The sequence below is a fragment of the Haemophilus parainfluenzae genome (assembly GCF_003253005.1).
Taxonomy (GTDB): domain Bacteria; phylum Pseudomonadota; class Gammaproteobacteria; order Enterobacterales; family Pasteurellaceae; genus Haemophilus_D; species Haemophilus_D parainfluenzae_M.
The window spans coordinates 149,078-168,353 of sequence record NZ_QEPZ01000004.1; the positions used below are offsets into that span (position 1 = coordinate 149,078).

19 protein-coding genes and 1 pseudogene are annotated in these 19,276 nt (G+C 40.0%); 15 read left to right on the forward strand and 5 right to left on the reverse strand.

Annotated features, from left to right (window positions below; genetic code table 11):
* Window position 1: 1 nt before the first annotated feature.
* From rnpA to rlmC, 10 genes and pseudogenes are all read left to right on the forward strand, one after another.
* Window positions 2-370: a ribonuclease P protein component gene (gene rnpA, locus DPV97_RS06425; protein WP_014064016.1), complete on the forward strand. Its 369-nt coding sequence runs from the start codon at window positions 2-4 to the stop codon at window positions 368-370.
* Window positions 325-588, forward strand: a complete 264-nt coding sequence (yidD, locus tag DPV97_RS06430; protein ID WP_005695569.1) for a membrane protein insertion efficiency factor YidD — start codon at window positions 325-327, stop codon at window positions 586-588. The genes rnpA and yidD overlap by 46 nt, the downstream gene beginning before the upstream one ends.
* Complete coding sequence (yidC, locus tag DPV97_RS06435; protein ID WP_070712783.1) at window positions 588-2,216, forward strand: membrane protein insertase YidC; 1,629 nt, start codon at window positions 588-590, stop codon at window positions 2,214-2,216. Before yidD ends, yidC begins: the two co-directional genes overlap by 1 nt.
* Before the next feature lie 127 nt (window positions 2,217-2,343).
* Window positions 2,344-3,702, forward strand: coding sequence for a tRNA uridine-5-carboxymethylaminomethyl(34) synthesis GTPase MnmE (gene mnmE, locus DPV97_RS06440; RefSeq protein ID WP_070712780.1), 1,359 nt, complete (start codon window positions 2,344-2,346; stop codon window positions 3,700-3,702).
* Window positions 3,703-3,712: 10 nt separating this feature from the next.
* A pseudogene (locus DPV97_RS06445) lies at window positions 3,713-4,269 on the forward strand (manganese efflux pump MntP).
* A 68-nt stretch (window positions 4,270-4,337) separates the two neighbouring features.
* Entirely contained in the window at window positions 4,338-6,215 is a 1,878-nt protein-coding gene (ppiD, locus tag DPV97_RS06450) for a peptidylprolyl isomerase (RefSeq protein ID WP_111382929.1), read from the forward strand.
* 100 nt (window positions 6,216-6,315) lie between these two features.
* Window positions 6,316-6,666 (forward strand): purine nucleoside phosphoramidase, encoded by a 351-nt coding sequence (gene hinT, locus DPV97_RS06455; protein ID WP_070712777.1) that lies wholly within the window; start codon window positions 6,316-6,318, stop codon window positions 6,664-6,666.
* Window positions 6,666-7,013 (forward strand): putative periplasmic lipoprotein, encoded by a 348-nt coding sequence (locus DPV97_RS06460; protein WP_070712776.1) that lies wholly within the window; start codon window positions 6,666-6,668, stop codon window positions 7,011-7,013. The genes hinT and DPV97_RS06460 overlap by 1 nt, the downstream gene beginning before the upstream one ends.
* A 3-nt stretch (window positions 7,014-7,016) precedes the next feature.
* Window positions 7,017-8,060, forward strand: coding sequence for a beta-N-acetylhexosaminidase (nagZ, locus tag DPV97_RS06465; RefSeq protein ID WP_070712774.1), 1,044 nt, complete (start codon window positions 7,017-7,019; stop codon window positions 8,058-8,060).
* A complete protein-coding gene (rlmC, locus tag DPV97_RS06470; RefSeq protein ID WP_070712773.1) occupies window positions 8,057-9,229 on the forward strand; it encodes a 23S rRNA (uracil(747)-C(5))-methyltransferase RlmC in 1,173 nt (390 codons plus the stop codon). The genes nagZ and rlmC overlap by 4 nt, the downstream gene beginning before the upstream one ends.
* 34 nt (window positions 9,230-9,263) lie before the next feature.
* Here rlmC and DPV97_RS06475 read toward each other — a convergent pair whose 3' ends face one another.
* The 5 genes from DPV97_RS06475 to DPV97_RS06495 all read right to left on the reverse strand — a co-directional run bounded on the left by DPV97_RS06475 (window position 9,264) and on the right by DPV97_RS06495 (window position 13,740).
* On the reverse strand, window positions 9,264-10,097 hold the full coding sequence (locus tag DPV97_RS06475; protein WP_070712771.1) for a metal ABC transporter permease: 834 nt from the start codon (window positions 10,095-10,097) through the stop codon (window positions 9,264-9,266).
* Window positions 10,090-10,941: a metal ABC transporter permease gene (locus DPV97_RS06480; protein ID WP_049383328.1), complete on the reverse strand. Its 852-nt coding sequence runs from the start codon at window positions 10,939-10,941 to the stop codon at window positions 10,090-10,092. Before DPV97_RS06480 ends, DPV97_RS06475 begins: the two co-directional genes overlap by 8 nt.
* A gap of 3 nt (window positions 10,942-10,944) precedes the next feature.
* Window positions 10,945-11,829, reverse strand: coding sequence for an ATP-binding cassette domain-containing protein (locus DPV97_RS06485; protein ID WP_070712769.1), 885 nt, complete (start codon window positions 11,827-11,829; stop codon window positions 10,945-10,947).
* Window positions 11,829-12,710 (reverse strand): metal ABC transporter substrate-binding protein, encoded by an 882-nt coding sequence (locus tag DPV97_RS06490; protein ID WP_049381582.1) that lies wholly within the window; start codon window positions 12,708-12,710, stop codon window positions 11,829-11,831. Before DPV97_RS06490 ends, DPV97_RS06485 begins: the two co-directional genes overlap by 1 nt.
* 154 nt (window positions 12,711-12,864) lie before the next feature.
* Entirely contained in the window at window positions 12,865-13,740 is an 876-nt protein-coding gene (locus DPV97_RS06495) for a D-alanyl-D-alanine carboxypeptidase family protein (RefSeq protein WP_049381581.1), read from the reverse strand.
* Between the two features lie 302 nt (window positions 13,741-14,042).
* Between DPV97_RS06495 and rlmN the strand changes: the two genes are divergently transcribed.
* The 5 genes from rlmN (at window position 14,043) to hisS (ending at window position 19,266) form a co-directional block, all read left to right on the forward strand.
* Complete coding sequence (gene rlmN / locus DPV97_RS06500) at window positions 14,043-15,191, forward strand: dual-specificity RNA methyltransferase RlmN (RefSeq protein ID WP_049381580.1); 1,149 nt, start codon at window positions 14,043-14,045, stop codon at window positions 15,189-15,191.
* Window positions 15,192-15,259: 68 nt separating this feature from the next.
* Window positions 15,260-15,802 carry a type IV pilus biogenesis/stability protein PilW gene (pilW, locus tag DPV97_RS06505; RefSeq protein WP_070712768.1) on the forward strand — a complete coding sequence of 181 codons (543 nt, stop codon included), beginning with the start codon at window positions 15,260-15,262 and terminating at the stop codon, window positions 15,800-15,802.
* Window positions 15,803-15,876: 74 nt separating this feature from the next.
* The gene (locus tag DPV97_RS06510) at window positions 15,877-16,860 is read left to right on the forward strand and encodes a RodZ domain-containing protein (protein ID WP_070712766.1); all 984 of its coding nucleotides are present in this window, start codon (window positions 15,877-15,879) and stop codon (window positions 16,858-16,860) included.
* A gap of 18 nt (window positions 16,861-16,878) precedes the next feature.
* Window positions 16,879-17,985, forward strand: coding sequence for a flavodoxin-dependent (E)-4-hydroxy-3-methylbut-2-enyl-diphosphate synthase (ispG, locus tag DPV97_RS06515; RefSeq protein WP_005695590.1), 1,107 nt, complete (start codon window positions 16,879-16,881; stop codon window positions 17,983-17,985).
* Between the two features lie 9 nt (window positions 17,986-17,994).
* A complete protein-coding gene (hisS, locus tag DPV97_RS06520) occupies window positions 17,995-19,266 on the forward strand; it encodes a histidine--tRNA ligase (protein ID WP_070712765.1) in 1,272 nt (423 codons plus the stop codon).
* Window positions 19,267-19,276: the final 10 nt, after the last annotated feature.

Here is a 19,276-nt window from a genome sequence, read left to right on the forward strand (position 1 = left end):
AGTGATTAAGCTAAACTTCTCCCGGGAGTTACGATTGTTAACTCCCACTCAATTCAAAAATGTCTTCGAACAACCGTTTCGAGCAAGCACCCCTGAAATTACCATTCTCGCACGCAAAAATAATCTTGAGCATCCACGCTTAGGTTTAACTGTGGCTAAAAAACATCTTAAACGAGCGCATGATCGTAATCGTATCAAACGTTTAGTTCGTGAAAGTTTTCGTTTATCTCAACATAATTTGCCTTCTTGTGACTTTGTCTTTGTGGCGAAACGTGGCATTGGTCAGCTTGATAATCAAACGTTTTTACAAACTTTGGATAAATTATGGGCACGTCACATTCGTTTGGCACAAAAATCCTCATCGCTTTAATTAAGTTTTATCAAGTAGCGATTAGTCCTTTAATTGGGCCTCGTTGTCGTTTTGTGCCAACCTGTTCTTGCTATGGTATTGAGGCGTTAAAAACACATGGATTGTTAAAAGGTAGTTGGCTTACGCTAAAACGTGTATTAAAATGTCACCCCTTAAGCGCCGGTGGATTCGATCCTGTTCCGCCGAAAAAGATTAATAATAACGATGAGAAAAAATAATGGACTCAAGACGTAGCCTATTAGTGCTTGCACTACTCTTTATTTCTTTCCTTGTTTATCAGCAATGGCAACTTGATAAAAATCCACCGGTTCAACAACAGACCACGGAACAAACAACAACCGCCTCTTCTGATGTACCGGCAAGTTCTTCTTCATCTGCTGAAGTAGTGGCAGACTCACAAACCAAAGGTCACATTATCACATTAGAAAATGATGTATTCCGTTTGAAAGTGGATACACTAGGTGGTGATGTAATCAGTTCTGAATTATTAAAATATGATGCAGAATTAAATTCAAAAGAACCTTTCGTTTTATTAAAAGATACAAACGAGCATGTTTACATTGCACAAAGCGGCTTAATCGGTAAAAACGGGATCGATACAAAAGCAGGTCGTGCACAATATCAAGTTACGGGTGATAATTTCAAATTAGCAGAAGGCCAAAATGAGCTTTCTGTACCATTAACATTTGAAAAAGATGGGGTCACTTATCGTAAAATCTTTGTATTAAAACGCGATAGCTACGATGTAGGTGTTAACTTTGAAATTGTGAACCAAAGTGGTAGCGCAATTGAAGTTGAACCTTACGGCCAATTAAAACATACATTAGTTGAAAGCAGCGGTAACGTGGCAATGCCTACTTATACCGGTGGTGCGTATTCTTCTTCTGAAACAAATTACAAAAAATACAGCTTCAGCGATATGAAAGACAAAAATCTTTCTATCGATACCAAAGCAGGTTGGGTTGCTGTTTTACAACACTATTTCGTATCAGCTTGGATCCCAAATCAAGATGTAAATAACCAACTTTATAGTATTACAGACAGCAAAAATAACGTTGCGTCTATTGGTTATCGTGGTCCAGTAGTATCTGTTCCAGCGGGTGCAACAGAAAAAATTACCAGCTCATTGTGGACAGGTCCAAAATTACAAAACAAAATGGCTGAAGTGGCTAACCACTTAGACTTGACTGTAGATTACGGTTGGGCATGGTTTATCGCGAAACCATTATTCTGGTTATTAACTTTCATTCAAAGTATTGTATCTAACTGGGGGGTGGCAATTATTTGCGTAACCTTAGTGGTGAAAGCGATTTTATATCCGCTTACAAAAGCACAATATACTTCTATGGCGAAAATGCGTATGTTGCAACCAAAAATGCAAGAAATGCGCGAACGTTTTGGTGATGATCGCCAACGTATGAGCCAAGAAATGATGAAACTTTACAAAGAAGAAAAAGTAAATCCACTTGGCGGTTGCTTACCATTAATCCTTCAAATGCCAATTTTTATCGCATTATACTGGACGTTTATGGAAGCGGTTGAACTGCGTCATGCACCATTCTTTGGTTGGATTCAAGATTTATCGGCACAAGACCCTTACTACATTCTCCCAATCTTAATGGGCGGATCGATGTTCTTGTTACAAAAAATGTCACCGACACCAGTTGCAGATCCAATGCAACAAAAAGTGATGAATTTCATGCCATTGATCTTCATGTTCTTCTTCCTCTGGTTCCCGGCAGGTCTCGTACTTTACTGGTTAGTGTCTAACTTAATCACTATCGTACAACAACAAATGATCTACCGTGGTTTAGAGAAAAAAGGGTTACACACCCGTAAAAAATAACAGATAGAAGGCATCGAAAGATGCCTTTTTTCTATCATTGATTGATATATAATCTCATGGGCGTATTAATGCGCCCTCTCATTTTTTTATCGCAGATAAAAGTGCGGTCAATTTTTAGTGAGTTTTTATGAAAGAAACAATCGTCGCACAAGCGACAGCGCCAGGACGTGGTGGTATTGGTATTTTGCGTGTATCTGGCCCGAAAGCGGTTGAAGTTGCACAAGCGGTACTAGGTAAATGCCCTAAACCAAGAATGGCAGATTATTTACCTTTTAAAGATGCTGATGGCACAGTATTAGATCAAGGCATTGCGCTTTATTTTAAATCGCCGAATTCCTTTACAGGTGAAGATGTATTGGAATTGCAAGGTCATGGCGGACAAGTGGTATTAGATTTGTTGCTAAAACGAATCTTACAACTTGATGGTATTCGTCTTGCGCGTCCAGGTGAATTTTCTGAACAGGCTTTTTTAAACGATAAATTAGATTTAGCTCAAGCAGAAGCGATCGCGGATTTAATTGATGCCACTTCGGAGCAAGCTGCTCGTTCAGCATTAAAATCATTACAAGGTGAATTTTCTAATAAAGTGAACCAGTTAGTGGATTCCGTGATTTATCTGCGTACTTATGTGGAAGCGTCGATTGATTTCCCCGATGAAGAAATAGACTTTTTGGCAGATGGTAAAATCGAAGCAAAATTACGAGAAATTATTGATCAACTTGATTTAGTCCGTAGCGAAGCAAAACAAGGCTCGATTTTACGTGAAGGGATGAAGGTGGTGATTGCCGGTCGTCCAAATGCAGGTAAATCAAGTTTACTGAATGCTTTAGCGGGCAGAGAAGCCGCCATTGTGACAGATATTGCAGGAACAACGCGTGATGTGTTGCGTGAGCATATTCATATTGATGGCATGCCTTTACATATTATTGATACCGCAGGGCTTCGTGAAGCGACAGATGAAGTTGAACGTATCGGGATCTCGCGTGCCTGGACGGAGATTGAGCAAGCCGATCGCATCATTTTAATGCTAGACAGCAGCGACCCTGATAGCCAAAATATCGAAAAAGTGCGGTCAGAATTTTTATCAAAATTGTCAAACAATATGCCAGTGACCATTGTTCGTAATAAAGTAGATTTAAGCGGCGAGGCAGTTGGGCTAAAAGAAGAAAATGGAACAACGACCGTTTGTTTATCCGCCCAGACACATCAGGGTGTAGATTTGTTGCGTGAGCATTTAAAACAGGCTATGGGATTCCAAACGGGAATGGAAGGTGGTTTCTTAGCGCGCCGTCGCCATCTTGATGCCTTAGAAAAAGCGGCCGAACATTTACAAATTGGATTAGTCCAATTAACCGAGTTTCATGCAGGTGAATTATTGGCGGAAGAACTTCGTTTAGTTCAAGCTAATCTGAGTGAAATTACGGGGCAATTTACCTCGGATGATTTACTCGGCAATATTTTCAGTTCTTTCTGTATTGGAAAATAACTTGTAGCTTATGACTTTTCATATGTTGTGGGTTATTGCTCTAGGGCTTTCGATGGATGCCTTTGCAGTTTCCATCTCTAAAGGCTTAGCAATTCGGGCTTTCGTTGGAAACAAGCATTAGCTATTGCATGTTGCTTTGGGTTATTCCAAGGCATCATGCCTGCGATAGGTTATGTTGTCGGACTGCAATTTAGTCAGATGATTCAAAATTGGGATCATTGGATTGCCTTTGTTTTGCTTGCTCTCATCGGTGTGAATATGATTCGTGAAGGGCTGAGTTCAGATGATGAACCTGCGCCCTCATTGATTAATTTAAAACACGTGCTAACACTTGGTGTGGCAACGAGTATTGATGCGTTAGCCATTGGTGTCTCTTTTGCTTTTCTTTCCGTGGACATTTTGTTGGCTGTCTTCATCATTGGTTTAACAACCTTTGTCATCTCTTTTATTGGCGTAAAGAGCGGTCATTTTTTAGGGAGAAAATTCAAAAGCAAAGCAGAGATTTTTGGCGGTTTAGTGTTATTAGTCATGGCTGTGAAAATCCTACACGAACATGGTGTTTTTTAAGTGCGAATTTTCGCCTTTTAGATTATAATCTTACGAACTTTGTCTTTTTTTAAAAGGGTAATAATTGAATGTTAATTGAAAAAATGCATGGCATCGCCCATAGCTTTATCGGAAAAGCGATCTTTGCTTTAATTCCAGTTTCATTTTTGATTGGTGGGATGTCAGGTTATCTGTATAGCAGCAATGATAGTTTTGCGGCAAAAGTAAATGGCGAAACCATCTCTCAACAAGATTTCTTAAATCGTTATAACCAGGAGTTTGAAGCTCGAGCTCAACAAGAAGGTGAGGGCTTCCTAGCGAAAACTGACTCGGTGGAATTTGTGACCGCACTTCGTCAAAATTTAATTCAACGTTTAGTGGATCAAGAATTAATCCGTCAATATGCGAAAGAATTAAAATTAGGTGTAAGTGACGACATGATCAAACGTGCGATTGTAAGCGATCCTAACTTACAATCTAACGGTAAATTTGATAATACCCGTTATCAACAATTATTGACTCAAAATGGTTTAACGTCAGATACTTATGCGGCTATTTTACGTAATGCATTAACACTTGAACAAATGCAAAACGGTTTAGCTGATAGTGAATTTGTTGTGCCAGCTCAAGTAAAAGATAGTGCACAAACCTTTTTCCAAAAACGTATCGCTCGTCTTGCAACCCTTCCATTAGCTGATGAAGTAGCAGAACAAAAGGTAACAGAAGAAGAAATTAAAGCGTATTACGATGCGAATGCGAAATCACTTGTTCAACCTGAACAGGCGAAAGTACAATATATTCGCGTTTCAGCGAATGAATTAGGTAAATTACAACCTGTAACTGAAACACAAATTGCGCAATATTATCAAGAAAATAAAGCGCAATTCATTAGCCAAAAATTAGCGCATATCCAATTAGCAACTGAGAAAGAAGCGGATGCGGTTTATCAAGAACTGCAAAAAGGCGCTGATTTTGCTGAGTTAGCAAAAGCGAAATCTGTGGATAAACTTTCTGGTGCACAAGGCGGTGAATTAGGTTGGGTAAAAGACAACGAATTACCGAAAAACTTTGAAGATGCGGCATTATTATTAAATGTTGGTCAATACAGCACACCAGTTAATGTAGATGGGGCTTACCATATTATTTTAGTGCAAGATCGTAAAGAACGTACGTTAGATGAAGTAAAAGAGCAAATCGCGGATATCGTACGTAAAAACTTAGCAGGAAGTCGTTTCCAAGCGGTAGAAAAAGCGGTTCATGCAAAAGCAGCTGAAAGCAGTGATTCTTTAGCTGCGGTAGCAGAAGCAGCAGGCGTGAAAGTGGAAGAAACAGATTATTTCGGTAAAAATAATGTCCCTGCGGCATTAAATTTCCCAAATGTGACTTCTGCCATTTTTGAATCAGATATTGCAAACGGCGGTGCAAATTCTGAGCCATTAACGGTTGGTGAAAATGAATTTGTTGTGGTACGTGTCGTGGATCATAAAGCTGAAGGTTTACAAAGCCTTGATGAAGCGAAAGCAATGATTGAGCAGTTCTTAAAACGTGAAAAAGCCGATAAAGTATTAGCTGAAAAAGCAGAGCAAGCGGTTAAAGCGCTATCTGCCGATCCAACCAAATTACCTGCCGGTATTAGTTTTGGTGAGCCACAAACCTTTACGTTAGTGGATAATAAAGATCCAGTGCTTTATGAAGGTGTATTTGCCATTGCAAAACCACAAGATGGCAAAGCGGCTTATCAAGTTGGTCGTAACAGCAAAGGTGATGTGATTGTGGTTGCCCTTGAACGAGTAGAGGAACCTACTTTAGATGAGCAAGAATTAGCGAAATTTAGCACTCAACTTGTTCGTGCGCGTCAAGGTGAATTGCAAGGACAGTTAATGCAAGCATTGCGTGAAAAAGCACAAATCGAGATTAATACCAGCTTTATTAATCAAGATGATTCAGAAGAAGGTGCGGCTCACTAAGCTGATTGAAATGTCATTCATCATCAATTTCTGATGGAAAATAAAAGCAAAGTGCGGTAAATTTTGACCGCACTTTTTTATATAAAACAAGGAGAAGACTATGGCTCAAGAAACTATTTTCAGCAAAATTATTCGCAAAGAAATCCCCGCCAATATTGTTTATCAAGATGAATTAGTGACCGCATTCCGAGATATTTCACCTCAAGCGAAAACCCATATTTTGATTATCCCAAATAAAGTCATTCCAACGGTTAATGATGTGACAGAACAAGATGAAGTTACCTTGGGTCGCTTATTTACTGTCGCGGCTAAAATTGCTAAAGAAGAAGGCATTGCCGAAGACGGTTATCGTTTGATTATGAATTGTAATAAACACGGTGGACAAGAAGTATTCCATATTCATATGCATCTTGTTGGTGGTGAACCTTTAGGTAGAATGTTGGCAAAATAATGAAAAAGATCCTAATTACAGCAACGGTATTATTTTTAACGGCTTGTTCATCTGCACCAAATATTGTGGGAACCAATAAGCCAATTTTAAATATGGCGGCAAATTTAGCACCCGCTTTAGATGTTGATTTGTCGGATAATACGGCAGCTTTAAAAAATAAAACCACGCAACAACTCAATGTACTTTACCATCTTTATTGGTATAACACACAAGGTGTGACACAGGTTTGGCCGAATCAGCAAGAAAGCCAATCAGGCAATATTTTATTGCAACCACAAGAGAATAAAGTGTTTGAACTACCAAAACCAAGCACAGAAAGTACTAATTATCGTCTTTATTTACAATAGTTTATGTCCACACTATTAATTGACCTTGAAGGTCATGAGCTCAAACAAGAAGAAGTTGAATTACTGGAACATCCTTTAGTTGCCGGTTTGATTTTATTTACCCGCAATTTTTATGATCGTCAGCAAGTTCAAGCGCTAATTAAATCCATTCGTCAACGAGTGAAAAAGCCTTTATTGATCACAGTTGATCAAGAAGGTGGTCGTGTGCAACGTTTCCGTGAAGGTTTCACTCAGCTCCCCGCAATGCAGGCTTTTGCGGCGTTAGTTGAGGGCTCAACTCAGCAACAACAAATAGCAAAAGAAGCAGGGTGGCAAATGGCGGCTGAAATGGTGGCGCTAGATATTGATTTGAGTTTTGCTCCGGTGTTGGATTTAGGTCACGAATGTCGTGCGATTGGTGATCGTAGTTTTGGCTGTGATGTAAAAAGTGCGGTCAATTTGGCGGCTGCTTTTATTGATGGTATGCACCAAGCAGGCATGGCAACAACAGGAAAACATTTCCCAGGACACGGTCATGTTTTAGCTGATTCTCATATTGAAACCCCTTATGATGAGCGTGCAAAAGAAGTGATTTTTAATCATGATATTTTGCCATTCCAGCAATTAATTCAACAGAGTAAGCTTGATGCGATTATGCCGGCTCACGTGATTTATACACAATGTGATAGCCAGCCAGCAAGCGGTTCGAGTTATTGGTTAAAAGAGATTTTGCGTAAACAGTTGGGATTCCAAGGGGCGATTTTCTCTGATGATTTAGGCATGAAAGGTGCAGGCTTTATGGGCGATTTTGTGGCTCGCAGTGAAAAAGCCTTGAAGGCTGGTTGTGACTTATTATTGTTTTGTAATGAACGTGAAGGTGTTATTCAAGTGCTTGATAATCTGAAGTTACAGGAAGCAACAGAGCATTTCGCAGCACGCCAAGCTCGCTTGAAATCGCTCTTTAAACAAAAATCCTTTGATTGGTCAGAACTCACAAAAACTTCGCATTGGATTGAAAATCATCAAAAACTGACCGCACTTCAACAAGAGTGGCTTGCTTCTAAATGATTGATTGCCATCATTATCAAAAAGGCGATTGCCGTTCTTGTCAATGGCTTGAAATGCCTTATGAACAGCAACTCGCCAAGAAAGAAGAGCATCTAAAACAACAACTTGCCAAATTAGATTGTGATAATTTAATTTGGCATCCGCCTTTTTATTCCTCCGAGACTGCCTTTCGTAATAAAGCGAAAATGGTTGTAAGTGGCGCGGTGGAACGCCCCATTCTAGGTATTTTACAAGACCCGAATGATCCACAAAGTGCGGTGGATTTATGTGATTGTCCGCTTTATCCACAACGCTTTGCTGAACTCTTTCCGATTTTAAAAGATTTCATTGGACGCGCTGGTTTAGTCCCTTATAACGTGGCTAAGCAAAAAGGTGAGCTCAAATATATTCTGCTCACAGAAAGCCAACATACAAAAAAATTGATGTTGCGTTTTGTATTGCGTTCAGAAACTAAATTGCCGTTAATTCAACGTGAATTTGCAGGTTTATTGGAAAAATTGCCACAGCTTGAAGTGGTGAGTGTGAATATCCAACCTAATCATGCTGCGATCTTAGAAGGCGAGAAAGAAATCTTTTTGACGGACCAGCACACCTTATCAGAGAGCTTTAACGGTATTCCGCTATTTATTCGCCCTCAAGGTTTCTTCCAAACGAATCCACTGGTAGCACAAGGGCTATATGCAACAGCGCAAGATTGGGTGCAAGATTTATCAATTACTAAACTCTGGGATCTCTTTTGTGGCGTTGGAGGTTTTGGACTTCATTGCGCTAAAGCTTTACAGGATAAACATCAACAAGAAGTGGAATTGACCGGGATTGAAATTTCCCCATCTGCTATTCAAGCGGCGACTCAATCCGCTCAGGTGTTAGGGCTAAACAACGTTAAATTCCAATCTTTGGATGCGGCTAATTTTGCTTTAACACAAGATGAAAACAAACCAGATTTGGTGATCGTCAACCCGCCTCGTCGAGGTATCGGAAGGGAACTCGCTGAGTTTCTCAATGAAATGCAACCGCACTTTATTCTTTATTCCAGCTGTAACGCGATTTCCATGGGAAAAGATTTGCAGCATCTAACCAATTATAAACTTACTCAAATTCAATTATTTGATATGTTCCCGCATACAGCGCATTATGAAGCCCTGGCATTGCTGAAACTCAATCCCTAATAAAAAAAGCTAACATCTCTGTTAGCTTTTCTATTTAGAAATTTAACCGCACTTTTATTTTGCTATAAACCAGTGCAATTAAGAAAAATAAAGCTTGTAACAAAATAATGCATGCACCAGTGGACGCATCAAAATGATAGCTAAGTAGCACGCCTAATAGACTTGCAGTTACAGCACTGATGATTGCGATAACAAGCATTTTATCGAAGCGATTTGTTAGGGTTAGCGCAGTGATGCCAGGCGCAATGAGCATCGCTACGACCAAAATAACCCCAACGACTTGCATCGTACTCACAATAGTGAGCGCGAGTAATGTGAGCAAGCCATAGTGCAATAATTTAGGTGAGAGCCCTGCAACACGGGCATGGCTCGGATCAAAGCAATAAAGCAGAAAATCACGACGTTTTAAGCCAAGCAAAATAAAAATGATCAAGGCGATGATAGCCGTTTGTATCAGCTCTTGTCGGCTTACACCCAATACGTTACCGAATAAGATGTGTGTGAGATGTTGTGAGGTTTGGATTTTAGTGAACAACACCAAACCAATGGCAAACATTCCCGAAAATACAATCCCCATTGCGGTATCTTCTTTGATACGGCTGTTTTCTTTTAAATAACCTACCCCTAAGGCGCAGGCAATACCTGAGACAAATGCACCAATGACTAATGGAATACCAGCTAAAAAAGCTAAGACAATGCCAGGTAGGACAGCATGAGAAATGGCATCCCCCATCAATGACCATCCTTTCAACACCAAATAGCAAGAGAGTAGTGCACAGATGACGGCAACCACTAATGCGGTGAGTAGCGCATTTTGCATAAAGGCAAATTGAAATGGCTCAACGAAAATGGCGAACATCTCAGTCATAATCCACCACCTTACGTCGTTTTTGACTCATTAATCCGTATTTAGGCGAGAATAGAAAAGCCAATAAAAATAACAAGGTTTGCAATGTTACGATGACACCACCTGTGGCGCCATCCAGATAATAGCTTAAATAGACACCGACGAAACCAGTGATTGCGCCTAATGCTACGGCAATTTTGATAAGAGTTTTGAATTTATCTGTGAGTAAATAGGCAGTTGCACCTGGCGTGATTACCATCGCAATCACTAAAATCGCCCCGACAGTTTGTAATGCCGCAACGACACAAGCACTCAAGAGTGTAAAAAAGAGAACTTTGTAAAACAGTGGTGAAAGTCCAACTGTAATTGCTTGTGTTTCATCAAAGAAAATCAGTAACAGATCCTTCCAAAAAATAAGCAATAAGACCAAGCAAATCAACATAATAATGGCTACTTGATAAATATCTTCATCGGCAATCCCGAGGATATTACCGAGAATAATATTTTGCACATTTATTGAAGTTGGATTCAGAGAAATAATCAACAATCCCAAGGCAAAGAATGTGCTGAAAATAAAGCCGATAACGGCATCTTCTTTGAGTTTAGAAATGGATTTGATCCATAAAATGGAAAGTGCGGCCAAAATTCCGGCAAAAAAAGCACCTAAAGCATAGGGGAGTGAAAAGGCATAAGCTATCGCCACACCCGGTACCACCGAATGAGAGAGTGCGTCGCCAATTAATGACCAGCCTTTCAACATTAAATAGGCAGAAAGAAAGGCACAAATTCCACCAACTGCGGCACTTATCCACATGGCTTTTTGCATATATTCATAGGAGAAAGGTTCTAGCAAATATTCAAGCATGGCTTATTCCTTGTCATGCGGAGGCACTCGGCAGGATTTTACAGCCGTTGCAGGCGGATCATTTTTGGTTTCGCCATAAAAGACAACAGGGCGTTCATCATCTGTGAGAACGGTTACCGCACGTTTATCTTCATCATTATGCAGATCTTCACCTAATAATTTGACGTGTCGTAATACACCACCAAAGACTTTTTCCAAATTATGCTGATTGAATGTATCTTCCGTTTTACCGGCGGCAATCACAGTACGGTTAATCATTACTACTTGATCACAAAAATCTGGTACAGAGCCTAAATTGTGGGTAGAGACTAAAATTAAATGGCCTTCAGTACGTAATTGGCGAAGGAGTTCCACAATAGCATTTTCAGTTTTAACATCTACACCCGTAAAAGGCTCATCGAGTAAGATAATCTTACTTTGTTGTGCTAATGCTCGAGCCAAAAATACGCGTTTTTTCTGTCCACCAGAAAGCTCGCCGATTTGTCGTTCGGCTAAATACTCGATGTTTACCCGTTGCATCGCTTCGAGCACTTTTTGTTTGTCTTCAGCCTTTGGAATGCGTAGGAAATTCATATAGCCGTAGCGTCCCATCATGACAACATCATAAACGGAGACTGGAAATTGCCAATCGACTTCTTCCGCTTGCGGTACATAGGCGACCAAATTTTGTTTCAACGCTCGATTAATTGGCAAACCACAAAGCGCAATATTGCCTTGCTGTGGTTTAATTAAGCCCATGATGCTTTTGAATAGCGTGGATTTTCCGCTCCCATTTACACCGACAAGAGCACAGATGGTTCCCCCTTGTAATGCAAAGGTAACATCATAAATTGCAGTGTGCCCGTTGTTGTAACGCATGGTTACGTCATTAACGGAAATAGCAGTCATTATTTTTCAAATCCTTTGACTATGGTGGATACAGTGACATTCAGTAAGTCAATATAAGTTGGTACAGGACCGTCAGCGGCAGAAAGGGAATCGACATAAAGCACGCCACCGTATTTGGCGCCGCTTTCTTTCGCTACTTGTTGAGCAGGTTTGGCTGACACGGTACTTTCACTAAATACCACAGGAATGTGATTTTTTTTCACTAAATTGATAAGTTTACGCACTTGTTGAGGCGTACCTTGTTGTTCAGCGTTAATTGGCCATAAATAGCCTTCTTTGAGATCGTAATCTTTCGCTAAATAACTAAAGGCGCCTTCACTGGTGACTAACCAACGTTGGTTGGCAGGAATTTGTGCGAGTTTTTCACGTAAAGGTTTATCGAGTTGTTTGATTTTTTCTGCATAAGCTACCGCATTTTTTTGATAAGTATCAGCATTTTGCGGATCGTATTTAACTAATGCATTTTTAATATTTTCGACATAAATCAACGCATTAGATGGCGACATCCAAGCGTGTGGGTTAGGTGCATCTTTATAAGGACCTTCATAAATAGAAAGTGGCGTGATGCCTTCGGTTACCACAACGGCTGGTTTGTCTTTGATATTTTGGAAGAAGCGCTCGAACCAACGCTCTAAATTTAATCCGTTCCATAAAATTAAATCAGCAGATTGAGCTTTTACAATATCTTTAGGGGTTGGTTCATACTCATGAATTTCTGCACCAGGTTTGGTGATAGATTCCACCGTTGCGGCATCGCCTGCAACATTTTGTGCGATATCCTGAATAACCGTAAATGTGGTCACCACTTTAAATTTCGCTTCGGCTTGTAAAGCAGCTAAACCTAGAGCGATAACAGATAGGCTTTTAAATAAATGCTTCATGAGATCTCCTTAAAAAATAATGATTGATTAGCATTCTGCAGAATAATACCATTTTTCATAAGGAATTCAAATGAAAATAATTATCAAATCGATAGGCGATTAAAATTAAAAAGCGGAAAATTTTGTGCAAAATTGACCGCTCTTTGTGAAAGGATTAACCGCCAACTCGCTGGATTAGACGATCCATACCACTCTCATCATAACCTTCCTCATATTGGTCTTCATCAACGGTAAAGTTTTGCATGCTACGTCCAGCAGTACAGCCATATTGTTCCAGTTTTCCTTTCGTAAAGTTGCTACGAAATGCGGATGAATGGTTATTTAAACTGATCACACCGATGGTAGAGTGATTACATGGATTTTTATTCACGAAAACTAAATTATAGCCAGATTCGCGAATATAGCCGGTTTTATTTATTGCTGCATCGAAGACTTCTTCACGCACTAATTTATTGGTGTTTTTGACGAAAACACTGCGTCCGCCAGCTTGAATGAAGGCACTTGGCATGTTAGAAAGATTTTTGATTTGTGCTTTATTGAGCGAGTATTTGGCTAGCTTAACTAAATCCATTGCACTTGAAATGTTGCTATCAGATAAACCTGAACTGTCTGAAAAGCGAGTAGAGAGCATGCCTAATTCTCGTGCTTTCTCATTCATTTTTTGGATAAATTGCAAACGACTCATGCCAGCAGAGCGAGAAAGTGCATGGGCAGCATAGTTATCAGAATGAACGAGCATTGCTTTTAACAATTCATTACAAGAAATTGGCGTATATTTAGGTAATTTTGTATGAGTGCCTTTGATGTAATCGAAATCATCGTCTGTAATTGAGGCTGTACAGTTTGTGTTTCGATTATTTTCAAGAAACACATTCGCCGTCATTAACTTGGTGACAGATGCGATAGGTTGCACATGATTAGGTGAGCTACTTTCGAGCACTCTATCATGGGTGAAATCATATACGATATAAGATTGTGCCGTTGCGACTGTGGGTACTAAACACAATACAGAAAGAACTTTTTTTAACATATCTTCAATATAGCTAACTCAGAGAATAAAACAAAGTGTACATTCTATCAGTTTTTGTAGGGGGTTGGGATGTATGAAAGATAAAAAATTCGAAGTTTTTTTAACCGCACTTTTCCCTTTCATTTTTTTGATTTTTGCGATGCGGATCGCAAATAAGTGCGGTCAAAATTTTCGTTGTTTTTTAAATCTGCTAGCTTATCTGTCGGTAAATCTGTAAAATCTCGGCTCATTTTTAATATGCGAATTTTTTGTTGCTCAATTCTGAGTAACATCATCGCCGTAATGTGTAATAACGAGGCTTTATGTTAGAACAACCCCTTTCATCCGAAACGAATACAAAAAAGATTAACTTAATGGATTTAACGCGTCAGCAGATGCGTGAGTTTTTTGCTGAATTAGGCGAGAAACCATTTCGTGCGGACCAATTAGTGAAATGGATTTATCATTTTGGCGAAGATAACTTCGACAATATGACCAATATTAATAAAAAATTACGAGAAAAATTAAAAGCGGTCGCTGAAATTAAAGCGCCTGAAGTCGCGGTTGAGCAACGCTCTGCGGATGGCACTATTAAATGGGCGATGCAGGTAGGTGAACAGCAAGTTGAAACGGTCTATATTCCTGAGGCGGATCGCGCAACACTTTGTGTCTCTTCTCAAGTAGGCTGTGCGTTAGCTTGTACTTTTTGTTCGACAGCACAGCAAGGCTTTAACCGTAATTTAACGGTGTCTGAAATTATTGGGCAGGTTTGGCGTGCATCAAAAATTATCGGTAATTTTGGTGTGACGGGTGTTCGTCCTATTACTAATGTGGTGATGATGGGCATGGGTGAGCCATTACTAAATGTGGCCAATGTTGTGCCCGCAATGGAAATTATGCTGGATGATTTCGCGTATGGGTTATCTAAACGGCGTGTGACGTTATCCACTTCTGGTGTCGTGCCAGCACTTGATATGCTGCGCGATAAGATTGATGTGGCATTAGCGATTTCACTTCACGCTCCGAACGATGAGTTGCGCGATGAAATTATGCCGATCAATAAAAAATATAACATCAAAATGTTGATGGATTCGGTGCATAGATACTTAGAAGTATCAAATGCTAACCATGGTAAAGTGACTATTGAATATGTGTTATTAGATCATGTGAATGATGGCACAGAGCATGCGCATCAATTAGCCAAAGTATTAAAAAATACCCCATGTAAAATTAATTTGATCCCATGGAACCCATTCCCAGAAGCGCCTTATGGTAAAAGCTCAAATAGCCGTGTCGATCGTTTCCAAAAAACATTAATGGAATACGGCTTTACGGTGATTGTGCGCAAAACCCGTGGTGATGATATTGATGCGGCTTGTGGTCAGTTGGCAGGAGATGTGATCGACCGAACCAAACGTACGGCAATGAAACGTAAGTTTGGTGAAGGTATTGACGTAAAAGCGGTTAACTAAGCTAAATATAGTAATACTTGTAAAGGAAAATGGCTCGTAGAAGACTGACAAGATAGAGGAGTGATAAAATGAAATTAATCCCAATTAACATTCTAAGTGCGGTCATTTTCCCTTTTGTTTTTTCGGCTTGTGTTTCTCAGTCTTCTGTTGATTTTAATAAACAACAAGCTGCAAAAGCGCGCGTTGAATTGGCATTAGGTTATCTTCAACAAGAGGATTTTGTTCAAGCAAAACTGAATTTAGATAAAGCCCTTGAGCATGATGACCGCTATTACCTTGTGCACTCAGCACTTGCGCATTTTTATCAATTACAAGGCGATACGGAAAAAGCGAAGCAAGCTTATTTACAGGCGATTAAGTTAGACGATAAGCAAGGGGATGTGTATAACAACTTTGGTGCATTTCTATGTGGGCAAGGTGAGTTTGAACAAGCTTATTCACAATTTAATGCAGCACTTGCAGCACCGAATTATTATCATCAAGCCGATACTTACGAAAACATAGCACTTTGTGCTTTTGCCGGAAAACAAACCGATGTTTATCAACAAGCGTTAGAGAAATTGCGCCAAGTTGATCCTTCTAGAGCGGAAAAGCTCCGTTCACTCAAATAATCATTGCCAAAAGCCCCTTTCGACTTTAGAATTTAGCACTTAGTTTTTTGTTGCTATTTCTTTATTTTATACCTATGAATACAATCCTTGAACAAACCAAAAAAACAGATACCTCCTTTGGGGATAAACTTCGTCAAGCTCGCGAAGCATTAAATCTATCTTTAGAAGATGCAGCAAAGGCAATTTCTTTACGCCCAAGTATTTTGGAGCAATTAGAAAATAATGAATTTGTCCAAAAAAATGTGCCATCAACCTTTATGAAAGGGTATGTGCGTAGTTATACGAAATTTTTACGTATTCCTGAAAGCGAATGGGAGCATTTGACCTTTGGTGAGGCATATAAAAACGATTTAGGTAAAAATGCACGTGTGACGCGTTCAGTAAACCAATACTCTTCTCATAGTCGCTGGGTCGGCACACTTACAACCATTATCTTACTCGCGGTAGTTGGAATGACAGGTTTATGGTGGTGGCAAAATTATCAAAAATCAAACGAAGAACGTGATAATTTAGTGCAAACCTACGTTGAAAAAGAAAAAACAGTCGCGGCAAATAGCCAGCCTGCTACGTCAAATAATGAAACTGCGCCAGTAGAGGAAGCAATAAATAATGCCGCTGTTGAATCTGTGGTTTCAAAGACTCAAGAAAATCAAGCTCAAACAGTAAACGCAGAAGTTTCAAGCTCAGCAACTTCAGCACCTACTGTTGAACAAGCTCAAGCATCTGTTGTGGAACAAACGTTACCTAACACAGAACCAACCGTACCAGATGCGCAAAGTGCGGTTGAAAACCCCGCTATTTCTGAAGCACCAACTACAGTGAAAGGTGATCTCGTTATTGAGATTACCAAAAATTCAAGCTGGATTAGTGTGAAAGACCAAAACCGTAAAGTATTAGCGCAAAAAGAATATAAACAAGGTGAAACCTTAACCTTTAATGGTGACGAATACGCCTTGATTATCGGTGCGCCGGGTAACGTTCGCATTACTTATAAAGGCAAAGCGTATCCGCTTACAGTTGATGGCCGTGTGGCTAAATTTAAATTACCAAAACCTTAACGAATAATTTACGAAAGAATGTCAGCAGTAAAACCTACTATCAAGCGTCGTGAATCGACAAAAATTTATGTGGGCAATGTACCAATCGGTGGTGATGCACCAATTGCCGTACAATCCATGACAAATACTCGCACAACTGATGTTGAAGCGACCGTTGCTCAGATTAAATCATTGGAACGTGTCGGCGCAGATATTGTGCGTGTTTCTGTACCAACTATGGATGCCGCCGAAGCCTTTAAAATCATTAAACAGCAAGTGAATGTGCCATTAGTGGCGGATATTCATTTTGACTATCGTATCGCATTAAAAGTGGCTGAATATGGGGTGGATTGCTTACGTATTAATCCAGGCAATATCGGTCGTGAAGATCGTATTCGAGCAGTAGTTGATTGCGCACGCGATAAAAATATCCCTATTCGTATCGGTGTCAATGCTGGCTCATTAGAAAAAGATATTCAAGAGAAATTTGGTGAACCAACACCAGAAGCCTTGTTAGAATCAGCGTTACGTCATGTTGAGATCTTGGATCGTTTAAACTTCGATCAATTCAAAGTAAGCGTAAAAGCATCGGATGTTTTCCTTGCAGTGGAATCTTACCGTTTACTGGCAAAAGCCATTAAACAGCCGTTGCATTTAGGCATTACGGAAGCAGGTGGCGCGCGTGCGGGCTCAGTGAAATCTGCAATTGGTTTAGGTATGCTGTTGGCGGAAGGTATTGGTGATACCTTACGTGTCTCTTTAGCCGCCGATCCTGTAGAAGAAATCAAAGTTGGTTTTGATATTTTGAAATCGTTACGTATTCGTTCTCGCGGGATTAACTTTATTGCTTGTCCAACTTGCTCTCGTCAAGAGTTTGATGTGATCGGCACGGTGAATGCACTGGAACAACGTTTAGAAGATATTATTACCCCAATGGATGTATCTATTATCGGTTGTGTGGTAAATGGCCCGGGTGAAGCATTAGTGTCTGATCTTGGCGTGACCGGTGGTAATAAGAAAAGTGGCTATTATTTAGATGGTGAGCGTCAAAAAGAACGTTTTGATAACGACGCGATTATTGACCAATTAGAAGCAAAAATTCGTGCCAAAGTTGCACAACAAGATCCAAAAAATCGAATTATTTAAGGAAAACTCGTGGCAAAAAATATTCAAGCAATTCGTGGGATGAATGACTGTTCCCCAACTGAATCTCCACTTTGGCAATGGATTGAAGGACAGGTTCGCCAAATTTTAAGCAGCTACGGCTATTCAGAAGTGCGTATGCCAATCGTGGAAAGTACGCCATTATTTGCTCGTGCAATCGGTGAAGTCACAGATGTTGTCTCAAAAGAAATGTATACATTCTGGGATAACGATGAGCAATTAACACTTCGTCCAGAAGGTACGGCTGGATGCGTGCGTGCTGCGATTGAACACGGTTGGATTTACAACAATGAACAACGTTTATGGTATATGGGACCGATGTTCCGTCATGAACGTCCACAAAAAGGTCGTTACCGTCAATTCCACCAAGCAGGTGTCGAAGTATTTGGTATCGCAACCCCTGAAATTGATGCAGAGTTAATTATTTTAACTGCACGTTTGTGGAAAGCTTTAGGTATTGATCAACATGTTTCACTTCAATTAAATTCGATTGGTTCATTAGAAGCACGTGCAAACTATCGTTCAGCATTAGTGGCCTTCTTAGAAAATCACCAAGATTTAATGAGCGAAGAAGAGAAAGAACGTCTTGTAAAAAATCCATTACGTATTTTGGATACTAAAAATCAAGCATTACAAGACGTATTGGACGGTGCGCCAAAATTATTGGATTATTTAGATGATGAAAGCCGCGAGCATTTTGCGCAGTTATGCGGTTTATTAGATGCGGTTGGTATTCAATATGAAATTAATCCAAAATTGGTTCGTGGTTTAGATTATTATAATAAAACCGTATTTGAATGGGTGACATCCGCATTAGGTGCGCAAGGTACTGTATGTGGTGGTGGACGCTATGACGGCTTAGTTGAACAACTTGGTGGCCACGCAACAAGTGGTGTCGGTTTCGCAATGGGCTTAGAGCGTTTAGTGCTACTCGTTCAAGAAGTGAATAAATCGATTCCGGTAAAAAGTGCGGTAGATATTTACGTTGTTTATCAAGGTGAAGGTATAACATTAGCCGCATTCCAGCTCGCGGAAAAACTTCGCTCAGAATTACCGCACTTAAGCACAATGTTGCATTGCAGCGGCGGTAACTTTAAAAAACAATTTAGACGTGCAGATAAGTCTGGTGCGACTCTGGCTCTTGTGCTTGGCGAAAGTGAAGTGCAAAATAATCAAGTTGTGGTAAAACACTTACTTGGCGCAGCAGAGCAGCAAACCATTGATGTGGACAATTTAATTGAACACGTGAAAGCCCAATTTTAATTTTAGAAGG